Here is an 18,027-nt window from a genome sequence, read left to right as displayed (position 1 = left end):
TGGGCCGGCACCGGTCCGGGTGGGTCACGGCTTGCGGGCCACCGCTCCGTACATCGCGATGTCCTCGTCCCGGATGCCCTGCTCGCCCGTGCCGTCCGGGTGCCACTTGTGGACCTGCGTGATGCCCGGCTCGACCAGTTCCAGGCCCGCGAAGAAGTCATGGGCCTCGTCGATGGTGCGCAGCCGCATGGGCATGTCGCGGGCCGCGTACTCGCGGGCGACACGGCCCACTTCCTCCGGGGCGAACTCGGCGGTGCCGATGGACATCGCCAGATAGCTGCCCGAGGGAAGCGGCTCCAGGAGCCGCCGCACGATCCCCACCGCGTCGTCCTCGTCGAGGATGAAGTGGACGATGGCGATCACGGTGAGCGCGACCGGCTGCGTCAGGTCGAGGGTCTCGCGCAGTTCGGCGGCGTCGAGGATGCTTGCCGGGTCACGGAAGTCGGCCTCGATGTACGAGGTCCTGCCTTCGGGCGTGCTGGCCAGCAGGCCCTGCGAGAGCGTGAGGACGATGGGGTCGTTGTCCACGTAGACGACCCGGGACTCCGGAGCCACCTGCTGGGCGATCTCATGGAGGTTGGGCGAGGTGGGGATCCCGGTGCCGATGTCCAGGAACTGGCGCATCCCCGCCTCCTCGGCGAGCCAGCGCACCGCGCGGTTCATCCAGTCCCGGTTGGCCCGCATGTGGATGGGGAGGGCGGGCCACTCCCCGGACATGGCGTCGCCCGCCTCCTTGTCCGCGGGGTAGTAGTCCTTTCCGCCCAGGATGTAGTCGTAGATGCGCGCGGAGTGCGCGTGATCGGTGTCTATACGGTCGGCCGGCCATCCGTTGTCGGGCAACGTCGTCTCTCCCATTCGAGTAGGGCTCTGGGTAGGGCTCTGGGTTGGGCTCTGGGTAGGGCTCTGGGTTGGGCTCTGGGTAGGGCTCTGGGTTGGGCTCTGGGTAGGGCTCTGGGTTGGGCTCTGGGTGAACGCAATGAACGCTCAGTAAAAACAAGGGGGTTCAGAGCAGGAAGTCGGCATGTCCCTCCTTCACGCCCGTAAGGAAGCTCGACATCTCACGGGGAGTGAAAACCAGCGCCGGGCCGTCGGGGTCGGTCGACTGGCGTACGGCGATGCTCCCGTCGACAAGTTTCTTCATTTCCACGCAGGCGCCCCCGGCATCGTCGCTCCACGGCTTGGACCAGCCGCGCGCGCCGAGGTCCCGGGACGGCATGCCGTTGCGTATGTGGTGGTACACGTCACAGCTCCTTACGAATGGATCCGAGGAGGGCCTCGGTCTTTCTGGCGGGCGCCGCCTGGGCACCCAGCCGGTCCATGGCCTCCCGGTACACCAGGACGTCGTCGTTCCTGTCGAGGTAGACGGCGCCCACCAGACCGTTGAGGTAGACGATGTCCGGCAGTTCGCGGGCCCTGAACCGGAAGAGGTGGTACGCACCGGCCCGCATCGCCGGGTGCGGACCGTTCATGAACGGCATGATCTGCACCGTCACATGGGGCAGCCTGTTGACCTCGATCAGACGGTCGACCTGCGCGCGCATCACGCCGGTGCCGCCGACCGGCCACCGGAGCACGGTCTCGTCCATCACGACCCACACCCGCGGGGGCATATCGCGCGTGAGCAGTTCCTGGCGGCGCATGCGCAGCGCCACCCGGCGCTCCGCGGCCTCCGCCGAGCCGTGCGGGTTGCCCGCGCCGAGCAGGGCGCGCGCGTACTCCTCGGTCTGCAGCAGGCCGTGGACGAACTCGTTCTCGTAGGCGCGGATCTGCAGCGCGGCCTGCTCCAGGCTCAGATACGCGGCGAACCAGTCAGGCATGACGTCGCGGTAGGTGTGCCACCAGCCGCGCTTGTTGGCCTCGCGGACCGACTTCAGGAACGTGTCGATCTCCTGTTGGTCCGTCACGCCGTAAACCTGCAGCAGTTTCTCGGCATCCGTCAGCCGGAGCCGGGCCACCTTGGCGGCCTCCATCCGGCGGATCGTGGAATGGCTCACCCCGATCGCCGCGCCCGCCTGCTCGTACGTCAGACCGGCCCGGGTCCGCAGCTCCTCCAGTTGCCTGCCGAGGATCATGCGCAGGACGGAAGGGGCGCCGCCCCAGTCGGTTTCCGCGGTCACGCCTTGCCTCCTCACAACGGAGCTTGAGGGCCGCAGTCTGACACGATCACGCTTTTCGTACTTTTCACGGGTGTCACAGCTTCATTCGATCACTTCCCGGCGGTAGCAGCATGCACTTGGCCTAGTGAAAATTTCAACTTGCTGGTTGCGAGAGGCTGTTGGCAGGTGCGACAGTGAACCCATGGTCGGCTCGCCCAAGCGCCGGACATCACAGCCCGGTTGGGGGAGCAGGGCCGCACCTCGGTGCCGTACGACGCCTGTTGTCGTCCGTGTCCCGTGTGCCGCCGATCGCCAGGCACCCTGCATGCGCACGGCAGACGAAAGGCGTACGGCGATGGCTCTCCCCTCCCTCCCTCAGCCGCCCAACCGACTGCCCGGCGACGAGCTTCCCGGTCTGCCCCCGCCGGCCGAGCACTCCGGACATCCCGTGCAGACAGTGCACCCCCCAGAACGCCCCGCAGGCGGGCACCCCGGTCGACTCCTCGGGCCCGACGGCCCCGGCCGCCGACCCGCCTGCGAGGCTCACCTCCCGGGGCCATCCCAGGTGTTCTACGTGCCGATGGCCCCGGCGTCGGTCGGACTGACCCGTCGGCGCGTCCGGGAGCTGCTGACCGCGTGGGGCGTCTGCAGCGAGACGTGCGACAACGCCGTCCTCGTCGCCTCCGAGCTGCTCACCAACGCGCTCACACACTCGGCCGGCTCGCAGATCGTCTGCCGGGTGCGCGTCATCGCCGACCGGCTCCGCGTCGAGGTCGAGGATCAGTACCGCGGTCCCACGCGCCCGGCGCTTCGGCAGCCGGGCCCCTACGACCAGGGCGGGCGCGGCCTCTTCCTGGTCGACGAGCTGAGCACCGACTGGGGCGTCGCGGACGCCCCGGACGGCTCCGGGCACATCGTGTGGGCCGAGCTGACGACGGCCCCGAACGAATCCACCCAGAGCCAACCCGCTCCGGCGCAGCCCGCCACCCGGCTCCGCCGTCTCCTGGCGGAAGGACCCTGACCCCGTGTACCGACCCCTCAGCCCTGACCTGCGCCCCCCAGCCTCCTCCAGGACGCTCCCGACCCACCGCGGGCGACGCCTGACGATCCCACCGCACCTGCCCGCACACCTCGGCTACGACGCCGTGGGCACGCTGCGGGAACTCGGGCAACGCATCCTGGGCCTCCTCCCGCGCGTCGGCTGCGTCTACGCCGACGACCAGCGCTGGTGGTGGATCGTCCCCGCCGGCTCCCAGATCGACATCACCTGGCCGCCGAGCACCCGTTACGCCGTCGACGCCCGCGTCGCCGACGTGTCCCTGGCAGACGTGTCCCTGGCAGACCCGTCCTGGGCGGGCCCCCGCCCCAAACCCGCAGCGGACCGCCCACGCCTGATACACACCCCGAGCGCAGGCTCCCCCTACACGCCGCCCCTCCCCCTGTACTTCCTCACCTGCCGCCTCACCGGCACCCCACCGCGCTGGTCGCCGAGTGGCGCGAACTGAGCGTTCGGCACCCGGCCGCGCCGACGACGACCAGCCGGCGCTGGCCTGCGAATGCCCCTGCGGCTGTCCCATCAGCGCAGAGCGCACCCTGACTACCTGACTACCGCCCCTCCCCCCGCTGCTGCGGAATCAGGGCCGACGCCGGTGCCAGGCCACGGGACTGGGCTGTCTGTTCGGCTACCGGCATGTCGTCGCGGAGCAGGGATTCGGGTATGTGGACCGCGGCTGTGACGCCGCCGTTCGGGGAGGTGCGGAGTTCCACGCGCAGGCCCTGGCGTTCGCGCAGGCGGTTGACCACGAAGAGGCCGATCTGCTTGGCGTCGAGGAGGTCGACCTTCTCCGACTCGATCTTGCGGTTGGCCTCGGCGAGGGCGTCCTCCTTCATGCCGAAGCCGCTGTCCTCGACCTCGATGAGCACGCCGCCGTCCCGCATGCGCGCGGCACGCAGCTGCACCTGGGTGCTGGGCGGCGAGAAGGCGGCCGCGTTCTCGACGAGTTCGGCGAGCAGATGGATGACGTCGGCGACGGAACCGCCGGCCAGGGACACCCGGGGCACCGCCCAGATCTGCACCCGGGAGGCGCTCTCGATCTCGGCGACGGCGGCGCGCAGCACGTCGGAGAGGGGGATCGGGTCGCGCCAGCCGCGGCCCGGGGCGATACCGGAGAGGATCAGCAGGCTCTCGGAGTGGCGGCGCATACGGGTGGCGAGGTAGTCGACGCGGTAGAGGTCGTGTCGCTCGGCCGTATCCTGCTGGCGCCGCTGCATCGCCTCCAGCAGGTCGAGTTGGCGGTGCAGCAGCACCTGGCTGCGGCGGGCGAGGCTGACGTACACCCCGGAGATTCCGCTGAGCAGTTCGGCGCGCTCGGACGCGGCCTTGAGCGCGGCCCGCTGGACCGCGGTCAACGCCGTGCCGACCTGGGCGAGTTCATCGCCGGCCAGGCGTCGCATGGGGGCCTCGGCATCGATGTCGACGCCCTGTCCGGCGTGCAGCTTGCGCATGGCCTGCGGCAGCCGGCGGCCGGCCACTTCGAGGGCGTCGTTGCGCAGGTCGAGCAGTTCGACGATGAGACCGCGTCCGACGAGCACGGAGACCAGCAGCGACAGCAGCACGCCGACCAGGCCGAGGACGACGGCGACGCCGGAGGCGCCGAGCGTGTCCCAGCCGAACGGGTCGGCCTGGGCGGTGGCGCCCGTACCGGCCTCCGTCTCGGCCGCGGTCATGCCCGCGAGAACGTCGGAGACCGCCGTGTCCCAGCCCTTCAGGAAGCCGGACGACACGGCCGACGCCCCGGCTCCGGCGCTGCTGACCCGGTTCTCGATGCCCTGCACGCGCGCGTACGCGTCGCCGTCCAGGATGTCCTCGTAGGCGGTGCGGTGCACGGCCTTCAGATCGGCGACCGCCGGCCGGAGCAGCTCACGCTGGGTGGCGACGGCACCCACGAACTGCGCGTACTGCTCCTGGGTGAGCGTCCCGCGCGCGGCACCGGCGCCCAGCAGCGCCTGCTCGCGTGCGACCGCCTCGCGCGCGCGGGCGAGTTCGAGCACCACACGCGCCTCGGACGCGGCGTCCGTGCCGTCGTCGTCGGTGAGCGCGCCCATCACCGCGAAACCGTGCTCGATGACGGCCGTGTAGCTCGTGTACGTCGCCGAAGGCTTGCTGCTCCTCGCGGTGGCGTCGGCGCGCAGCGCCGTGAGGCCGTCGGCGTCGCTCGCCAGCCGGTCGAGGCGCCCCGGCAGGCTCGCGTCGAGGAGGGCGGCGTCGGTGCTGGAGACGTTGATGCCGTCCAGGAGGGCCTTGGCGGTGCTGTCGGTGGCCTTGCGCGCGGTCGCGTATGCGTCAGGCGCGGCCGTGGACCGCAGGACGGCGGTGCGTTCCGCCTGGAGCGCGGTGACGAAGTCGCTTACGGGGGTGAGGAGTTCGGAGTTGACGTCCTTGGCGCGCTCGGTGGCACCGATGCTGGAGGCGGTGGTCACGGCGGCGAAGCCCCACAGGGCCATGAGGGACACGATGGGCAGCAGGAGCAGGGAGATGATCTTCGCCCGGACCGATCTGGGGCGCAGCCGGTCGGTGGGTCGGGGGACACGCATGGGGGCCTCGTTGAGGTGTGGGACAAAGGCGGGGACAAAGGGGACAAGGGAGGAGGCGGAGAAGAGGAGGCGGAGAAGAGGAGGCGGAGAAGAGGAGGAGGCGGAGAAGAAAAGGCGGAGAAGGGGAGGAGAAGTCCGGTGAAGTCCGGTGAAGTCCGGTGCGGTACAGCGCCCCCAAGGGGCGGGGCTGTATCGATGTGCGGCTCCGCCGCGTGGGCGCGACCAGCCCTCACCGGCCCGCGGTAATCGACCCGCCTACCAGCGGAGCGCTCAGGCGGCCGTGCTGAGTTCGACCTCGCGCAGCAGTTCGGCGGCGGACTCGTGGCGCTTGCCGGTCGGGGAGAGCGCGACGTACGCGGAGGCCAGGAAGAGGAACGAGCCGAGCACCACGGCGAGCGGGAAGATGAACTCCGTGGCGGTGGCGCCGGGCAGGGCCGCGCTGCTGGGGGCGAGGGAGATGCTGACGGCGTACATCGCGGTGTAGTGCATGCTGCTGACCGCGAGCCCCATGACGAGCGCGGCGACGGTCGCCAGCAGCGGGCCGCGCACGACGAGGGTGAGGGTGAGGGCGGCGGTCGCGGCGGCGACAGCGATCAGGACCGAGGCGATGACGAGCATGGGGTCGTAGTCGACCTCGCCGTGCAGGTTGAGCGCGGCCATGCCGGTGTAGTGCATGGCGGCGACGCCGAGTCCGGTGCCGAGGCCGCCGAGCAGGACGGAGGTCACCCGGGAGCGCCCGTAGCCGGCGGTGAAGACTCCGGCCGCGACCACCGCGACGGCGATCAGCAGACTGAGGGCGGTGAGCGGGACGTCGTAGCGGATCGGGCTGCCGTCGACGCTGAAGCCCAGCATGGCGACGAAGTGCATGGTCCAGATCCCGGAGCCGATGGCGAGGGAGGCCAGCAGCAGCCAGTTCCGCTTGGCGGAGCCTTCGGCCTGGAGCGCCCGCACGGTGCAGCGCAGCCCGAGCGCCGAGCCGACGCAGGCCATCACATAGGAAAGGACGGGGGTGACCCATCCGGCACTGAAATGGTCCATGTGCCCCATGGGCGATTCCTCTCGGGCATGGGGCGGTCAGACAGACCGCACCTGGATACCGCCGGTAACAGATGTCCGGGGATGGCCGATCATGCCACCCCTTCCCATGGGCCAGATGGCGCGAAAAGGACCATGAGGCCGAATATCGACTATCGAACTACGGTGACGTAGCTAACAGTTGGCCTGCAAACCTATGCAGGCCAACTGTCGGACAGACGGTCAGGAACCCCCGCCGGCGGCTGCCGCGCGGACCTCGCCGAGGAGGTCGTACATCGTCTGGCCGGGGCACTCGGTCTCCATCCAGTCGCGGTGCCCGCTGACCGTGTTCACGTCCTTCGTCACGCCGTTGACCGGGTTGACGAAGGTCACCCGCGCCTGCGGATCCAGGCCCCCCAAACGGGTGATCGCCCTGATCAGACGGGTCAGCGAGGCCTTGGCCGCATCCGTGGGCGCCTGGTCGGTCAGCGTGCCGAGGAGGGCGATACCGAGGTTGCCGGAGTTGTAGCCCCCGGTGTGGAAGGCGGTGACGAGGTCGCCGTTCGCGTCGAAGGCCGGCATGCCGTCGTCGCCGGAGTAGCGGCCCTCGTAGACGGTGCCGGCCTCGTCGATGAGGAAGTGGTAGCCGATGTCACCCCAGTCGTTGGTGATCGCGTGGTACTCGTAGATGCCGCGCACGGTCGCCGCCGGGTCGGGGTCGGCGTTCGGGGTGGCCGTGTGATGGACGGTGATCGTCTGCAACGTGTAGTACGTCTCGGGCGAGTTGACCACCCCGTCCTTGTACCGCTTCGACTCGTCGGCGCCCCACGCGGGCCGCGACAGGTACTGCACCCCACGCATCCGGGTCGGCTCGGTCGGCACCCGGAAGGTCTTGCCGGACCCGTCCGTCGTGTCGATCGCCAGCGAACGCACCTCGCTCGCGCTCACCCCCTGAGGCGCCTTCAGCTCGTACGCGGTGGCGTTCCCCGCCGCTACCAGCGCCGTGCCGCCGTTCTCGACGGTCGCGCAACCGCCGCTCAGCTCCTGCCACTTGCCGTCCGCCAACCGGATCGCGGCACCGGTCTGCTCCCCGGTCCAGCGGACACCGACGTACGAGATGGCGAAGGAGGCCGTGGTCTCGGCGGTACCGGTGGCGGCCTCGGTGCGGGTGGCCGGGAACTTCTGCGGCTCGGTGCCCGGAGTGCCGGACGAGGTGTCCGACGTACCGGAGTCCGAGTCGCCGGCCGCGAACACGACCGGGGTCACGGCGGCTCCCGCGGCGACCGCACCGCCGGCGGCGATCATGCCGCGGCGGGAGAGGGAGCGCCTCCTGCGGTGGTCGGGAGTGGGGGATGCGGACACAGGTGTGCCTCCAGGGTCGGTTCATTCGGGGGACACCACGCCGCACGCACTCTGCGAGGTACAGCGGCGAGTGCTTGAAGTTGAAATGACCCTACGCGTCACATCCGCCCCACCGGCACCGACCCAGGCCAAGGAACGGTGAATTCAATGTGTCTGTCGGACAAATGGGGTGCGTTTTGATCCTGGGGAGGTTTCAGATCCCGAGGATCATGCAAACCTCCCGGATCCCTCAAGTCCGTGTGGCGCCCGGCCACATCACGGTGGCGCCCGGCGCCGGACCCGAGGCCTGCCGTACGGAGCGGCAGGTGCCGGACGCGAGCAGCGCCTCCGCGACCTTCGACGCCGACTCCCGGTCCCGGGTGAGGAACGCCGTCGTCGGGCCCGACCCCGAGACCAGCGCCGTCAGCGCACCGGCGGCGCGGCCCGCGGCGAGGGTGTCGGACAGCTCCGGGAAGAGCGAAAGCGCGGCGGGCTGAAGGTCGTTGGAGACGGCGGCGGCGAGCGCGGCGGGGTCGCCCTTCGCGAGCGCGTCGAGGAGTTCCTGGGAGGCGACGGGCTCGGGGATGTCCAGGCCCTCGCCGAGCCGGTCGAACTCACGGAACACAGCCGGCGTCGACAACCCGCGCTCCGCCATCGCGAACACCCAGTGGAAGGCGCCGCCGACCTCCAGCGCCGTCAGCCTCTCACCGCGCCCGGTCCCGAGCGCGGCCCCGCCGACCAGGCTGAACGGCACGTCACTGCCCAACTCGGCGCAGATGCCGAGCAGTTCGTCGCGGGAGGCGTTCGTGCCCCACAGCGTGTCGCAGGCGAGCAGCGCCCCCGCGCCGTCCGCACTCCCGCCCGCCATGCCGCCGGCGACGGGGATGTCCTTGACGATGTGGACATGGACGTCGGGGGTACGGCCGTACCGCGCGGCCAGCGCATCCGCCGCGCGCGCCGCCAAGTTCGTACGGTCCAGGGGGACCTGGCCGGCGTCCGGTCCCTCGCAGGTGACGCGGAGTTCGTCGGCTGCCGTGACGGTGATCTCGTCGTAGAGGCCGACCGCGAGAAACACGTTGGCCAGATCGTGGAACCCGTCGGGCCGGGCGGCGCCCACGGCCAGCTGGACATTGACCTTGGCGGGAACGCGAACGGTGACGCTCACTGCTGACCGGGCTCCTTGTTGTCGGCGGCAGGCGCGAGGTTTTCGGCGGCAGGCGCGGAATGTTCGGCGGCAGGCGCGAGGTTTTCGGCGGCAGGCGCGGAATGTTCGGCGGCAGGCGCGAGGTTTTCGGCGATACACGCGAACTCCTCGACGGTCAACGCCTCTCCGCGCGCCTGCGGGGAGACCCCGGCCGCGACGAGCGCCGCCTCGGCCGCCGCCGCCGAGCCCGCCCACCCGGCGAGCGCGGCGCGCAGCGTCTTGCGCCGCTGGGCGAAGGCCGCGTCGACGACGGCGAAGACCTCGCGCCTGGAGGCCGTCGTCCTGACCGGCTCGACCCGCCGGGTGAGGGACACGAGCCCGCTGTCGACGTTGGGCGCGGGCCAGAAGACGGTGCGCCCGATGGCACCGGCCCGCTTGACCTCGGCGTACCAGTTGGCCTTCACGGACGGGACGCCGTACACCTTCGAGCCGGGCGGGGCGGCCAGTCGGTCGGCGACCTCCGACTGCACCATCACCAGCGTGCGCTCGATGCTGGGGAAGGTCTCCAGCATGTGCAGCAGCACCGGCACGGCCACGTTGTACGGCAGATTCGCCACCAGCGCGGTCGGCGCGGGACCCGGCAGCTCGGTCACGTGCATGGCGTCGGAGTGCACCAGCCCGAACCGCTCGGCTCGCTCCGGCATCCGCGCCGCGACGGTGGCGGGCAGCGCGGCGGCGAGCACGTCGTCGATCTCGACGGCGGTGACCCGGTCGGCGGCCTCCAGCAGCGCGAGGGTGAGGGAGCCGAGCCCCGGGCCCACCTCGACGACCACGTCATCGGGCCGTACCCCGGCGGTACGGACGATCCGGCGGACCGTGTTGGCGTCGATCACGAAGTTCTGGCCGCGCTGCTTGGTGGGACGCACGCCGAGGGCTGCCGCCAGCTCACGGATGTCGGCGGGGCCCAGGAGGGCGTCGGGGGGAGGGCTGCTGCTCACGGCGACAAGCGTACGGGTTCGCTGGCCGCGGGCATTCGGGCCTCAGCGCCACGCCGGGTAGTACGTGTTCTGCGGGCCGGTGGGGGCTGGTCGCGCAGTTCCCCGCGCCCCTTATGGGGCGCGATGCGCGCCCCGCCCCCGCTCACCGGTGCAACCGCGCCCCGCAGTGCGGCCAAGGACTGGCCCCCCGGCGCACATAGAGCCTCTTGGCCCGCTGCGTCTGCTCCGCCGCCGTCGCGTCCTGTGGCCGGCCGCTGCCGCCGAGGCTGTGCCAGGTCTCGGTGTCGACCTGGTACAGCCCGCCGTACGTCCCCGAAGGGTCGACCGCGTTCGCCCGCCCCCCGGACTCGCATGCCGCGAGGCCCTGCCAGTCCAGGTGGTCGGCCCCCTGCACGGACGTGGGCATCGGCTTGGTCCCCACCTTCACCACCTGGTCCTGCGGCTCCCGCACCACCTCGGTCTTCACCCGCCGCGGCTTCTGCTTGACGCCGTTGACGGTCCGGATCACGTAGGTGTCCCGCCGCAGCCCCACCTGTCCCGCGCGTTCGACCACTTCCGTCCCCTGGAACAGCGAGGGATCGTCCACCCGCCGTACCTGAACCGGGATCGCCTCCTCCCGCACTTCCCTGGTCCGGGTGATCCGCAGTACGGAGACGGTCTGCCCGTCGCGCGGGAAGCTTCCCGGCGCCACGGAGGTGGTGTCCTGTCCGCGCAGGGTGATCCCGGCCTCCTCGACGACCTCCCCCACCGTCGCCGCGTTCGTACGGACGGTGCGGGCCCGCCCGTCCGCCATGACCGTCACCGAGCGCTCGGTGCGCACATCCAGCGCGAGCCCTTCGCGCCCGATGCGCCGGGAGCGCGCGATGGATACGTATGCGCCCTCCGCACGCACCCCCAGCTGTCTGAGCGCCCCTTCCACCGTGCGCGCGGTCGTCCACACCTCGTGCCGCCGGCCGTCGAGGGTGAGCCGCACGGGCCGCCCGTACCGCACGGCGACCTGGTCACCATGGGCGAGTGCCGCACCGGACGCGGGCGCCACCTCGTCGTGCTCGCCCGTCTCCAGGCCCTCGTCCGCGAGCAGTTCGGTCACGTCGTCGGCGAAGGTGTGCAGCGTCCGCGGCTCCCCGTCGACGGTCAGCTCGATCGCCTTGTCCTTGGCGACGAACGCGGAGGTGCCGCCCGCGAGGAAGACGACGACCAGCGCCTGGGGCAGCAGACGGCGCATGGAACCGTCGGCGCGCTCGGCGTACCGCGCCTTGCGCCGACGCGCGGACCGCCGATGCGCACCGGAACGCACCGCCGGCGCGGGCGGCTCCTCGTCCTCCTCGCCCCCCTCGCCCCCCTCGTCCTCCTCGCCCTCCTCCGCGGCGCTCCCGGCCTGACGCGGCACCACCGGTTCGAGCCCCTCGTAGGCCGGCGCGTAGGTGTCCCCGTATCCCCACGTCTCGGCGCTGTACGGATCGAACGCGCCGCCCGACGGGTCGTACGCCTCGTACGACACGTACGGCCCGTACGCCGCGTGCACTCCGTAAGCGGCATCCACTCCGTACGGCGACTCCCTCGCGTACTGCGAGTCCTGCACGTTCTGCGCGTACTGCGAATTCCGCGCGTACTGCGAGTTGGTCACGCCGAGACGCTCCAGAAGGCCAGCGGGGTCCGGATCGGGCCCAGAACCTAGCGGAGCGCTGATCACTCTCCAAAGCGCCCCAACTACACAGAGTAGCGATCGGGCTGCGCTCGCACCTCGTGAGCGTTACCGGACGGTTATGCGTCAGTAGCCGAAGGCAGTAGCGGTGTTCGAGCCGAGGGCCGCCGCCAGCGTGTCCTCCTCGATGCCCCGCACGGCGGCCATGGCGCGCACCGTGACCGGAATGAGATAAGGAGCGTTGGGCCGTCCGCGGTACGGCACCGGCGTCAGGAAGGGCGCGTCGGTCTCCACGAGCACCAGCTCCAGCGGGGCTGCGGCGAGGGCGTCGCGCAGGTTCTGGGCGTTCTTGAAGGTGACGTTCCCGGCGAAGGACATGTAGTAGCCGGCGCGGGCGCAGATCTCCGCCATCTCCGCGTCGCCCGAGTAGCAGTGGAACACCGTCCGCTCGGGCGCCCCCTCCTCCTTCAGCACGCGCAGCACGTCCGCGTGGGCGTCACGGTCGTGGATGACGAGGGCCTTGCCGTGCCGCTTGGCGATCTCGATGTGGGCACGGAAGGACCGCTCCTGCGCCGCCTTGCCGTCGGGCCCGGTGCGGAAGTGGTCGAGCCCCGTCTCGCCGACGGCCTTCACGTGGGGCAACGCGGCCAGCCGGTCGATCTCGGCGAGCGCGGCGTCGAGCCCCGCATCCCCGCCGGGCTCCCGCGCACCCTGCCGGGACCATCCGTCGGGGTCTCCGTGGACGATGCGCGGCGCCTCGTTCGGATGCAGTGCCACGGCCGCGTGCACGGCGTCGTGCGCCGCCGCCGTGTCCGCCGCCCACTGTGAGCCGCGTACGTCGCAGCCGACCTGCACGACCGTCGTGACGCCGACCGACGCGGCCTTCGCCAGGGCCTCCTGCACCGTGCCGGACTGCATGTCGAGGTGGGTGTGCGAGTCGGTGACGGGCACCCTGAGCGGCTCGGGCAGCGGCGGGGCGGCGTTCTTGTCGGACGCGTTCGAAGGCATGCCCCGATCCTACGAAAGGGGGCATGCCTCCTCGGCGGGCGCTCGGATCAGCTCGCCTTGCGCTGGAACGCGTGCCACAGGTCGGAGAGGTGCCAGTGGTGGTCCTCCCCGGATCCCCCGGATCCCCCGGTTCCCCCGGTGTCTCCGGTCGACGCGGGCACCCCGACGTGCCCCGTCCGAGTCGGCAGTCGGCGCGGCTGACGCGCCGCCTCCCGCGCCGACGACACCTGGCCCGCCCGCATGATCCGTACGACGTGGTTGTCGCAGTTCCTGCATGTGGGCCTGGACAGTGGGGACGGGACGACCTGGCCGTTCGCCACGTACATCACGAACTCGTGGCCCTGAGCGTCCAGGTGGTGCTCTATCTCGTACGACTGCTCCCAGCCGTGCCCGCAGCGCATGCAGGCGAAAGAGTAGGACTCGTTTACGACGGCGGTCGCCCCGTTGCGAAGGCCGGTCTGCCCTGCGATCTCGGTCATGCCAGCTCCTGTTGTCCGCTGGAGGGGACGGGTTGCGTCCCGTCATCCAGTGGACTGCCGGGCCGGAGCGAAAGCACGGGACCTGTCCAGTGTTGGGGTTCATTTGGGCGTTCCTTGCCGAAAGGGCCGGGGCGCTTTACCCGCCGATGGGGCGCCCGCTCAAGGGAGATGCGCCCTGCTCAGAGGACGTTTACACCCCTCCTACACCCCACCCCTCCTACACCCCTCCGCACCCCGCCCCGCTCACTCCCCCTCACTCCCCCGCGTGCTTGGCCGCCACCACCGCGTCGAAGACCTCCCGCTTCGGCACCCCCGCCGCCACGGCCACCGCGGCGATCGCCTCCTTGCGCCGCTCGCCCGCCTCCTCCCGCACCCGCACCCGCCGCACCAGCTCCTCGGCGTCCAGTTCCGCGGCCCCCGTCTCCTCAGCCCCCTCGACCACGACCGTGATCTCTCCCCGGACGCCCTCCGCCGCCCACGCGGCCAGGTCGCCCAGCCCGCCCCGCCGTACCTCCTCGTACGTCTTGGTCAGTTCCCGGCAGACGGCGGCCCGCCGGTCCGCGCCGAACACCTCGGCCATCGCGGTGAGCGTTTCGCCGATCCGGTGAGTGGACTCGAAATAGACCAGCGTCCGCCGCTCCCCGGCGACCTCCCGCAGCCGGGCCAGCCGCTCCCCCGCCTTCCGCGGCAGGAACCCCTCGAAGCAGAACCGGTCGACGGGCAGCCCGGACAGCGCGAGGGCGGTCAGCACGGCGGACGGCCCCGGCACCGCGGTCACCCGGATGTCCTGCTCGACGGCCGCGGCCACCAGCCGGTACCCCGGGTCGGAGACCGACGGCATCCCCGCGTCCGTGACGAGCAGCACCCGCGCGCCGCCCAGGAGTTCCTGGACCAGCTCGGGCGTACGGGCGGACTCGTTGCCCTCGAAGTACGACACCACGCGCCCCTTGGGTGTCACCCCGAGCGCCTGGGTCAGCCGCCGCAGCCGCCGGGTGTCCTCGGCGGCGACGACATCGGCGCCGGTCAGCTCTTCCACCAGCCGGGGCGGGGCGTCGGCGATGTCGCCGATGGGGGTGCCGGCAAGGACCAGGGTTCCGGGTGCGACTGTCACGTTTCCATCCTCGCAGCCCGGATGCAGGGGACTCCCACAGAAGGGTTCCCTACGATGGCGCGGTGACCAGTACCGCGTCCTCCACGGACCTCCGGCAGGGCCAGGCCCCCGACGACCAGCGGCCGTCGTGGCAGCAACGGCTGCGCCGTTTCGGCTACACCGCGGGGCCCAGAACCGACATCCGGGACCGGCTGGTGCCGCCGTACAGCCGGCCCAGCGCCCGCCTGTGGGCCGCCCTCGGACTGCCGCAGACGCTGGTCGAGCGGCTGATCCGCTGGTCGGGCTGGGGCGGCCCGCTGCTGGTGACGCTGGTCGCGGGCGTGATCCGGTTCTGGAACCTGGGCAGCCCGAAGGCGGTGATATTCGACGAGACGTACTACGCCAAGGACGCGTGGGCGCTGGTCCACCGCGGTTTCGAGGTCAACTGGGACAAGAACGTCAACGACCTCATCCTGTCCTCGAACGGCGACGTCCCGATCCCCACGGACGCGTCGTACGTCGTGCACCCGCCGGTCGGCAAGTACGTCATCGGGCTCGGCGAGCTGATGTTCGGCTTCAACCCGTTCGGCTGGCGGTTCATGACGGCGCTGCTCGGCACGCTGTCGGTGCTGATGCTGTGCCGGATCGGCCGCAGGCTGTTCCGTTCGACCTTCCTCGGCTGCCTGGCGGGCGCGCTGATGGCGGTGGACGGGCTGCACCTCGTGATGAGCCGTACCGCGCTGCTCGACGGCGTGCTGATGTTCTTCGTGCTCGCGGCCTTCGGCTGCCTGGTGATCGACCGCGACAAGACGCGCGAGAAACTCGCCGCCGCGCTTCCGGGGGACGCCGACGGCCGGGTCCGCCCCGACGTGTACACGGCGGAGAACACCAGGTTCGGCCTGCGTCCCTGGCGGCTGCTGGCCGGCCTGATGCTGGGCCTGGCCGTCGGCACCAAGTGGAACGGCCTCTACGTCCTCGCGGCGTTCTGCGTGATGTCCGTGCTGTGGGACGTCGGCTCCCGCAAGGTGGCCGGTGCCCGCCACCCGTACCAGGCGGTGCTCCGGCGCGACCTGGGCTGGACGTTCCTGTCGACGGTGCCGGTCGCCGTGGTCACGTACATCGTCTCCTGGCTCGGCTGGATCCTCTCCCCGACGGACGGCACCGGCGGCTACTACCGCAACTGGGCCGCGACCGACGGCAGGAACAGCGACTGGTCCTGGCTGTTCCCGGACTGGTGGCGCAGCCTGTGGCACTACGAGCACCAGGTGTACGACTTCCATGTGGGCCTGTCCTCGCCGCACACGTACCAGTCCAGCCCGTGGAGCTGGATCGTCGACAGCCGCCCGGTGTCGTACTTCTACGAGTCCCCCGCACCCGGACAGGACGGCTGCCCCGCCGACGCGGGCGAGAAGTGCGCGCGCGAGGTGCTGGCGATCGGCACTCCGCTGCTGTGGTGGGTGGGCGCCTTCGCGCTCCTGTACGTGCTGTGGCGCTGGTTCTTCCGCCGCGACTGGCGCGCGGGCGCCATCGCCTGCGGTATCGCGGCCGGGTACCTGCCCTGGTTCATGTACCAGGAGCGCACGATCTTCTTCTTCTACGCCATCGTCTTCCTGCCGTTCCTCTGCCTCGCCGTCGCCATGATGCTCGGCGCCGTCGTCGGCCCACCGGGATCCAGCGACGCCCGCCGTGTCGCGGGCGCGACGGGCGTGGGCGTACTGGTGCTGCTGATCGCCTGGAACTTCATCTACTTCTGGCCGCTGTTCACCGGCACGGCGATCCCCATCGACGACTGGCGTTCACGTATGTGGCTGGATACCTGGGTCTAGCCATGGTCCAGCCAGTTCGGTAACTCCCCGCACAGCTTCCTCTCCGTCCACTTACAGTGCAGGGACATACGTACGGGGAGGGAGCGCATCCATGCGCAAGGGGGTCAAGGCCACCGTCATCGGCAGTGTGTTCGCGGTGATGGTGGGAGGGGCGGGGTACGGCGCCTTCAACATCGTGTCCGCGGTGAACGGCGACAGCGGTATCGGGGCGAGCGACGCGGAGGCCGTGAGAACCGGGCCACCGAGCGGCGACGAGGTCGAGGAGACGACGGAGAAGTTCTTCGCGGCCTGGGAGAAGGGGCAGGCGGCGACCGCGGCGGCGCTCACCAACAACGAGGCGGTGGCCGAGCCGCTGTTCACCGCCTACGGGCAGGCCGCGCACATCACCGGCGTCAAGATCACCCCCGGCGCGGCGACCGGTGCGACCGTGCCGTTCACGGTGAAGGCGACGGTGTCGTACGAGGGGAAGTCCAAGCCGCTGACGTACCGGAGCACCCTCACCGTGGTGCGCGGGAAGACCACCGGGAAGGCGCTGGTCGACTGGCAGCCGTCCGTCGTCCACCCCGAACTGCAGCGGGGCGACACGCTCGTCACGGGTGAGGCGGCGAGCCCGCCCATCGAGGCCGTGGACCGCGACGGGACCGTGCTGACGGAGGACGAGTACCCCTCGCTCGGCCCGATCCTGGACGAACTGCGCGGCAAGTACGGCGAGCAGGCGGGCGGTACACCCGGCATCGAGCTGGCGATCCGGCACGAGTCCGCCGAAGCCGCCGACACCTCGCTGCTGACCCTCGCGGAGGGCAAGGCGGGCCGGCTGCCGACGACGCTCAGCGCGAGCGCCCAGGCGGCGGCCGAGAAGGCGGTGAAGGACCATGCCGAATCGTCCGTGGTCGCCGTCAAGCCCAGTACCGGAGAGGTGCTCGCGGTGGCCAACAACCGCGAGGACGGCTTTAACGCGGCCTTCCTCGGGCAGCTCGCACCCGGCTCCACGATGAAGATCGTCAGCGCGGCCACGCTCATAGACAACGGGATCACCGACATGAACGGCCCGGCCTCCTGCCCGGACGAGGCGGTCTGGCAGAGCCAGACCTTCCACAACATCGAGGGCATGGACCCGAACGAGAACGCGACCCTCTCCGAGAGCTTCGCCCGCTCCTGCAATACGGCGTTCGTGAAGTACGCGGACGAGGTCGAGGTGGACTCCCTGACCAGGGAGGCCGAGGACCGGTTCGGGCTCGGCAAGGACAACTGGAAGGTCGGCGTCCCGTCCTTCGACGGCCGGGTCCCCGCGTCCGGCGGACCGGACACCGCGGCCAACATGATCGGCCAGGGCCAGGTCCAGATGAGCCCGCTGAACATGGCGTCCGTCACGGCGACCTCGATCACGGGCACCTTCCGGCAGCCGGTCATCGTGCCGCAGAAGCTCGACGGCCGTGAACTGGCAAGCGCGCGGGGCCTGTCCGCGGAAACCGTCGGCCAGCTGCGCGCCATGATGAACCGCACCGCGACCAGCGGCACCGCGGCCGAGGCGATGTCCGGGCTGACCGGCAGCGTCGGTGCGAAGACCGGCTCCGCCGAGGTCGACGGGCAGCAGACGTCCAATAGCTGGTTCACCGGGTACCGGGACGACATCGCGGCCGCGGCCATGACCGAGGAGGGCGGGCACGGCGGCGACGCGGCCGGACCGATTGTCGCAGCTGTGCTACGGACCGGCGGCTGAACGGGCGGAGGAACTCACCCCCACAGGACGGGACTCTAGGGTGGTTGCCGTCGTTGATGAGGTGCACGAGGG

General features: G+C 71.0%; 16 protein-coding genes. 4 read left to right on the top strand and 12 right to left on the bottom strand.

All coding sequences use genetic code 11. The annotated features are described in order from the left end of the window. Positions 1 to 24: 24 nt before the first annotated feature. The 3 genes from GFH49_RS33445 to GFH49_RS33435 form a co-directional block, all read right to left on the bottom strand. Complete coding sequence (locus GFH49_RS33445) at positions 25 to 840, bottom strand: SAM-dependent methyltransferase (protein ID WP_155059805.1); 816 nt, start codon at positions 838 to 840, stop codon at positions 25 to 27. Between the two features lie 163 nt (positions 841 to 1,003). Beyond that, on the bottom strand, positions 1,004 to 1,216 hold the full coding sequence (locus GFH49_RS33440; protein WP_155059815.1) for a DUF397 domain-containing protein: 213 nt from the start codon (positions 1,214 to 1,216) through the stop codon (positions 1,004 to 1,006). Between the two features lie 25 nt (positions 1,217 to 1,241). Then, a complete protein-coding gene (locus GFH49_RS33435; RefSeq protein WP_155059804.1) occupies positions 1,242 to 2,117 on the bottom strand; it encodes a Sco1979 family transcriptional regulator in 876 nt (291 codons plus the stop codon). A gap of 559 nt (positions 2,118 to 2,676) precedes the next feature. Here GFH49_RS33435 and GFH49_RS33430 point away from each other — a divergent pair. Both GFH49_RS33430 and GFH49_RS33425 read left to right on the top strand, forming a co-directional pair. Beyond that, complete coding sequence (locus tag GFH49_RS33430) at positions 2,677 to 3,117, top strand: ATP-binding protein (RefSeq protein WP_230396643.1); 441 nt, start codon at positions 2,677 to 2,679, stop codon at positions 3,115 to 3,117. 4 nt (positions 3,118 to 3,121) lie between these two features. Then, positions 3,122 to 3,601: a hypothetical protein gene (locus GFH49_RS33425; protein WP_155059802.1), complete on the top strand. Its 480-nt coding sequence runs from the start codon at positions 3,122 to 3,124 to the stop codon at positions 3,599 to 3,601. 100 nt (positions 3,602 to 3,701) lie between these two features. Here the strand turns inward: GFH49_RS33425 and GFH49_RS33420 are convergent, their stop codons facing one another. The 9 genes from GFH49_RS33420 to rsmI all read right to left on the bottom strand — a co-directional run bounded on the left by GFH49_RS33420 (position 3,702) and on the right by rsmI (position 14,430). After that, positions 3,702 to 5,690 (bottom strand): sensor histidine kinase, encoded by a 1,989-nt coding sequence (locus GFH49_RS33420; protein WP_155059801.1) that lies wholly within the window; start codon positions 5,688 to 5,690, stop codon positions 3,702 to 3,704. A 270-nt stretch (positions 5,691 to 5,960) separates the two neighbouring features. After that, the gene (locus GFH49_RS33415; protein ID WP_155059800.1) at positions 5,961 to 6,737 is read right to left on the bottom strand and encodes an MHYT domain-containing protein; all 777 of its coding nucleotides are present in this window, start codon (positions 6,735 to 6,737) and stop codon (positions 5,961 to 5,963) included. A gap of 210 nt (positions 6,738 to 6,947) precedes the next feature. Next, positions 6,948 to 8,066, bottom strand: a complete 1,119-nt coding sequence (locus GFH49_RS33410; protein ID WP_328288311.1) for a peptidoglycan recognition protein family protein — start codon at positions 8,064 to 8,066, stop codon at positions 6,948 to 6,950. Positions 8,067 to 8,295: 229 nt separating this feature from the next. After that, positions 8,296 to 9,210, bottom strand: a complete 915-nt coding sequence (locus tag GFH49_RS33405) for a 4-(cytidine 5'-diphospho)-2-C-methyl-D-erythritol kinase (protein ID WP_155059799.1) — start codon at positions 9,208 to 9,210, stop codon at positions 8,296 to 8,298. Then, a complete protein-coding gene (gene rsmA, locus GFH49_RS33400) occupies positions 9,207 to 10,187 on the bottom strand; it encodes a 16S rRNA (adenine(1518)-N(6)/adenine(1519)-N(6))-dimethyltransferase RsmA (RefSeq protein ID WP_230396642.1) in 981 nt (326 codons plus the stop codon). Before rsmA ends, GFH49_RS33405 begins: the two co-directional genes overlap by 4 nt. A gap of 142 nt (positions 10,188 to 10,329) precedes the next feature. Further along, positions 10,330 to 11,730, bottom strand: coding sequence for a resuscitation-promoting factor (locus GFH49_RS33395; RefSeq protein ID WP_456243060.1), 1,401 nt, complete (start codon positions 11,728 to 11,730; stop codon positions 10,330 to 10,332). A gap of 228 nt (positions 11,731 to 11,958) precedes the next feature. Next, positions 11,959 to 12,840, bottom strand: a complete 882-nt coding sequence (locus GFH49_RS33390) for a TatD family hydrolase (RefSeq protein ID WP_155059798.1) — start codon at positions 12,838 to 12,840, stop codon at positions 11,959 to 11,961. 47 nt (positions 12,841 to 12,887) lie between these two features. Continuing rightward, positions 12,888 to 13,319, bottom strand: coding sequence for a hypothetical protein (locus GFH49_RS33385; RefSeq protein WP_155059797.1), 432 nt, complete (start codon positions 13,317 to 13,319; stop codon positions 12,888 to 12,890). 253 nt (positions 13,320 to 13,572) lie between these two features. Further along, positions 13,573 to 14,430 (bottom strand): 16S rRNA (cytidine(1402)-2'-O)-methyltransferase, encoded by an 858-nt coding sequence (gene rsmI, locus GFH49_RS33380; RefSeq protein ID WP_155059796.1) that lies wholly within the window; start codon positions 14,428 to 14,430, stop codon positions 13,573 to 13,575. 62 nt (positions 14,431 to 14,492) lie between these two features. Between rsmI and GFH49_RS33375 the strand changes: the two genes are divergently transcribed. Together GFH49_RS33375 and GFH49_RS33370 are read left to right on the top strand one after the other, a co-directional pair. Continuing rightward, positions 14,493 to 16,235 carry a dolichyl-phosphate-mannose--protein mannosyltransferase gene (locus GFH49_RS33375; RefSeq protein WP_155059795.1) on the top strand — a complete coding sequence of 581 codons (1,743 nt, stop codon included), beginning with the start codon at positions 14,493 to 14,495 and terminating at the stop codon, positions 16,233 to 16,235. A gap of 91 nt (positions 16,236 to 16,326) precedes the next feature. Next, complete coding sequence (locus GFH49_RS33370; RefSeq protein ID WP_155059794.1) at positions 16,327 to 17,955, top strand: penicillin-binding transpeptidase domain-containing protein; 1,629 nt, start codon at positions 16,327 to 16,329, stop codon at positions 17,953 to 17,955. Positions 17,956 to 18,027 lie beyond the last annotated feature (72 nt).

Origin of the sequence: Streptomyces blattellae, assembly GCF_009709555.1 — a bacterium.
Classification (GTDB): Bacteria; Actinomycetota; Actinomycetes; order Streptomycetales; family Streptomycetaceae; genus Streptomyces; species Streptomyces blattellae.
Note: the sequence above shows the minus strand (reverse complement) of the source record. Positions and strands in the feature narration are given on the sequence as shown.

Excerpts from the sequence above, each read along its gene's own strand:
- GFH49_RS33430 (WP_230396643.1), top strand. The coding sequence starts at position 2,677 with ATGGCCCCGGCGTCGGTCGGACTGACCCGTCGGCGCGTCCGGGAGCTG.
- GFH49_RS33390 (WP_155059798.1), bottom strand. The coding sequence starts at position 12,840 with ATGCCTTCGAACGCGTCCGACAAGAACGCCGCCCCGCCGCTGCCCGAG.
- GFH49_RS33440 (WP_155059815.1), bottom strand. The coding sequence starts at position 1,216 with ATGCCGTCCCGGGACCTCGGCGCGCGCGGCTGGTCCAAGCCGTGGAGC.
- GFH49_RS33420 (WP_155059801.1), bottom strand. The coding sequence starts at position 5,690 with ATGCGTGTCCCCCGACCCACCGACCGGCTGCGCCCCAGATCGGTCCGG.
- GFH49_RS33385 (WP_155059797.1), bottom strand. The coding sequence starts at position 13,319 with ATGACCGAGATCGCAGGGCAGACCGGCCTTCGCAACGGGGCGACCGCC.
- GFH49_RS33415 (WP_155059800.1), bottom strand. The coding sequence starts at position 6,737 with ATGGGGCACATGGACCATTTCAGTGCCGGATGGGTCACCCCCGTCCTT.
- GFH49_RS33370 (WP_155059794.1), top strand. The coding sequence starts at position 16,327 with ATGCGCAAGGGGGTCAAGGCCACCGTCATCGGCAGTGTGTTCGCGGTG.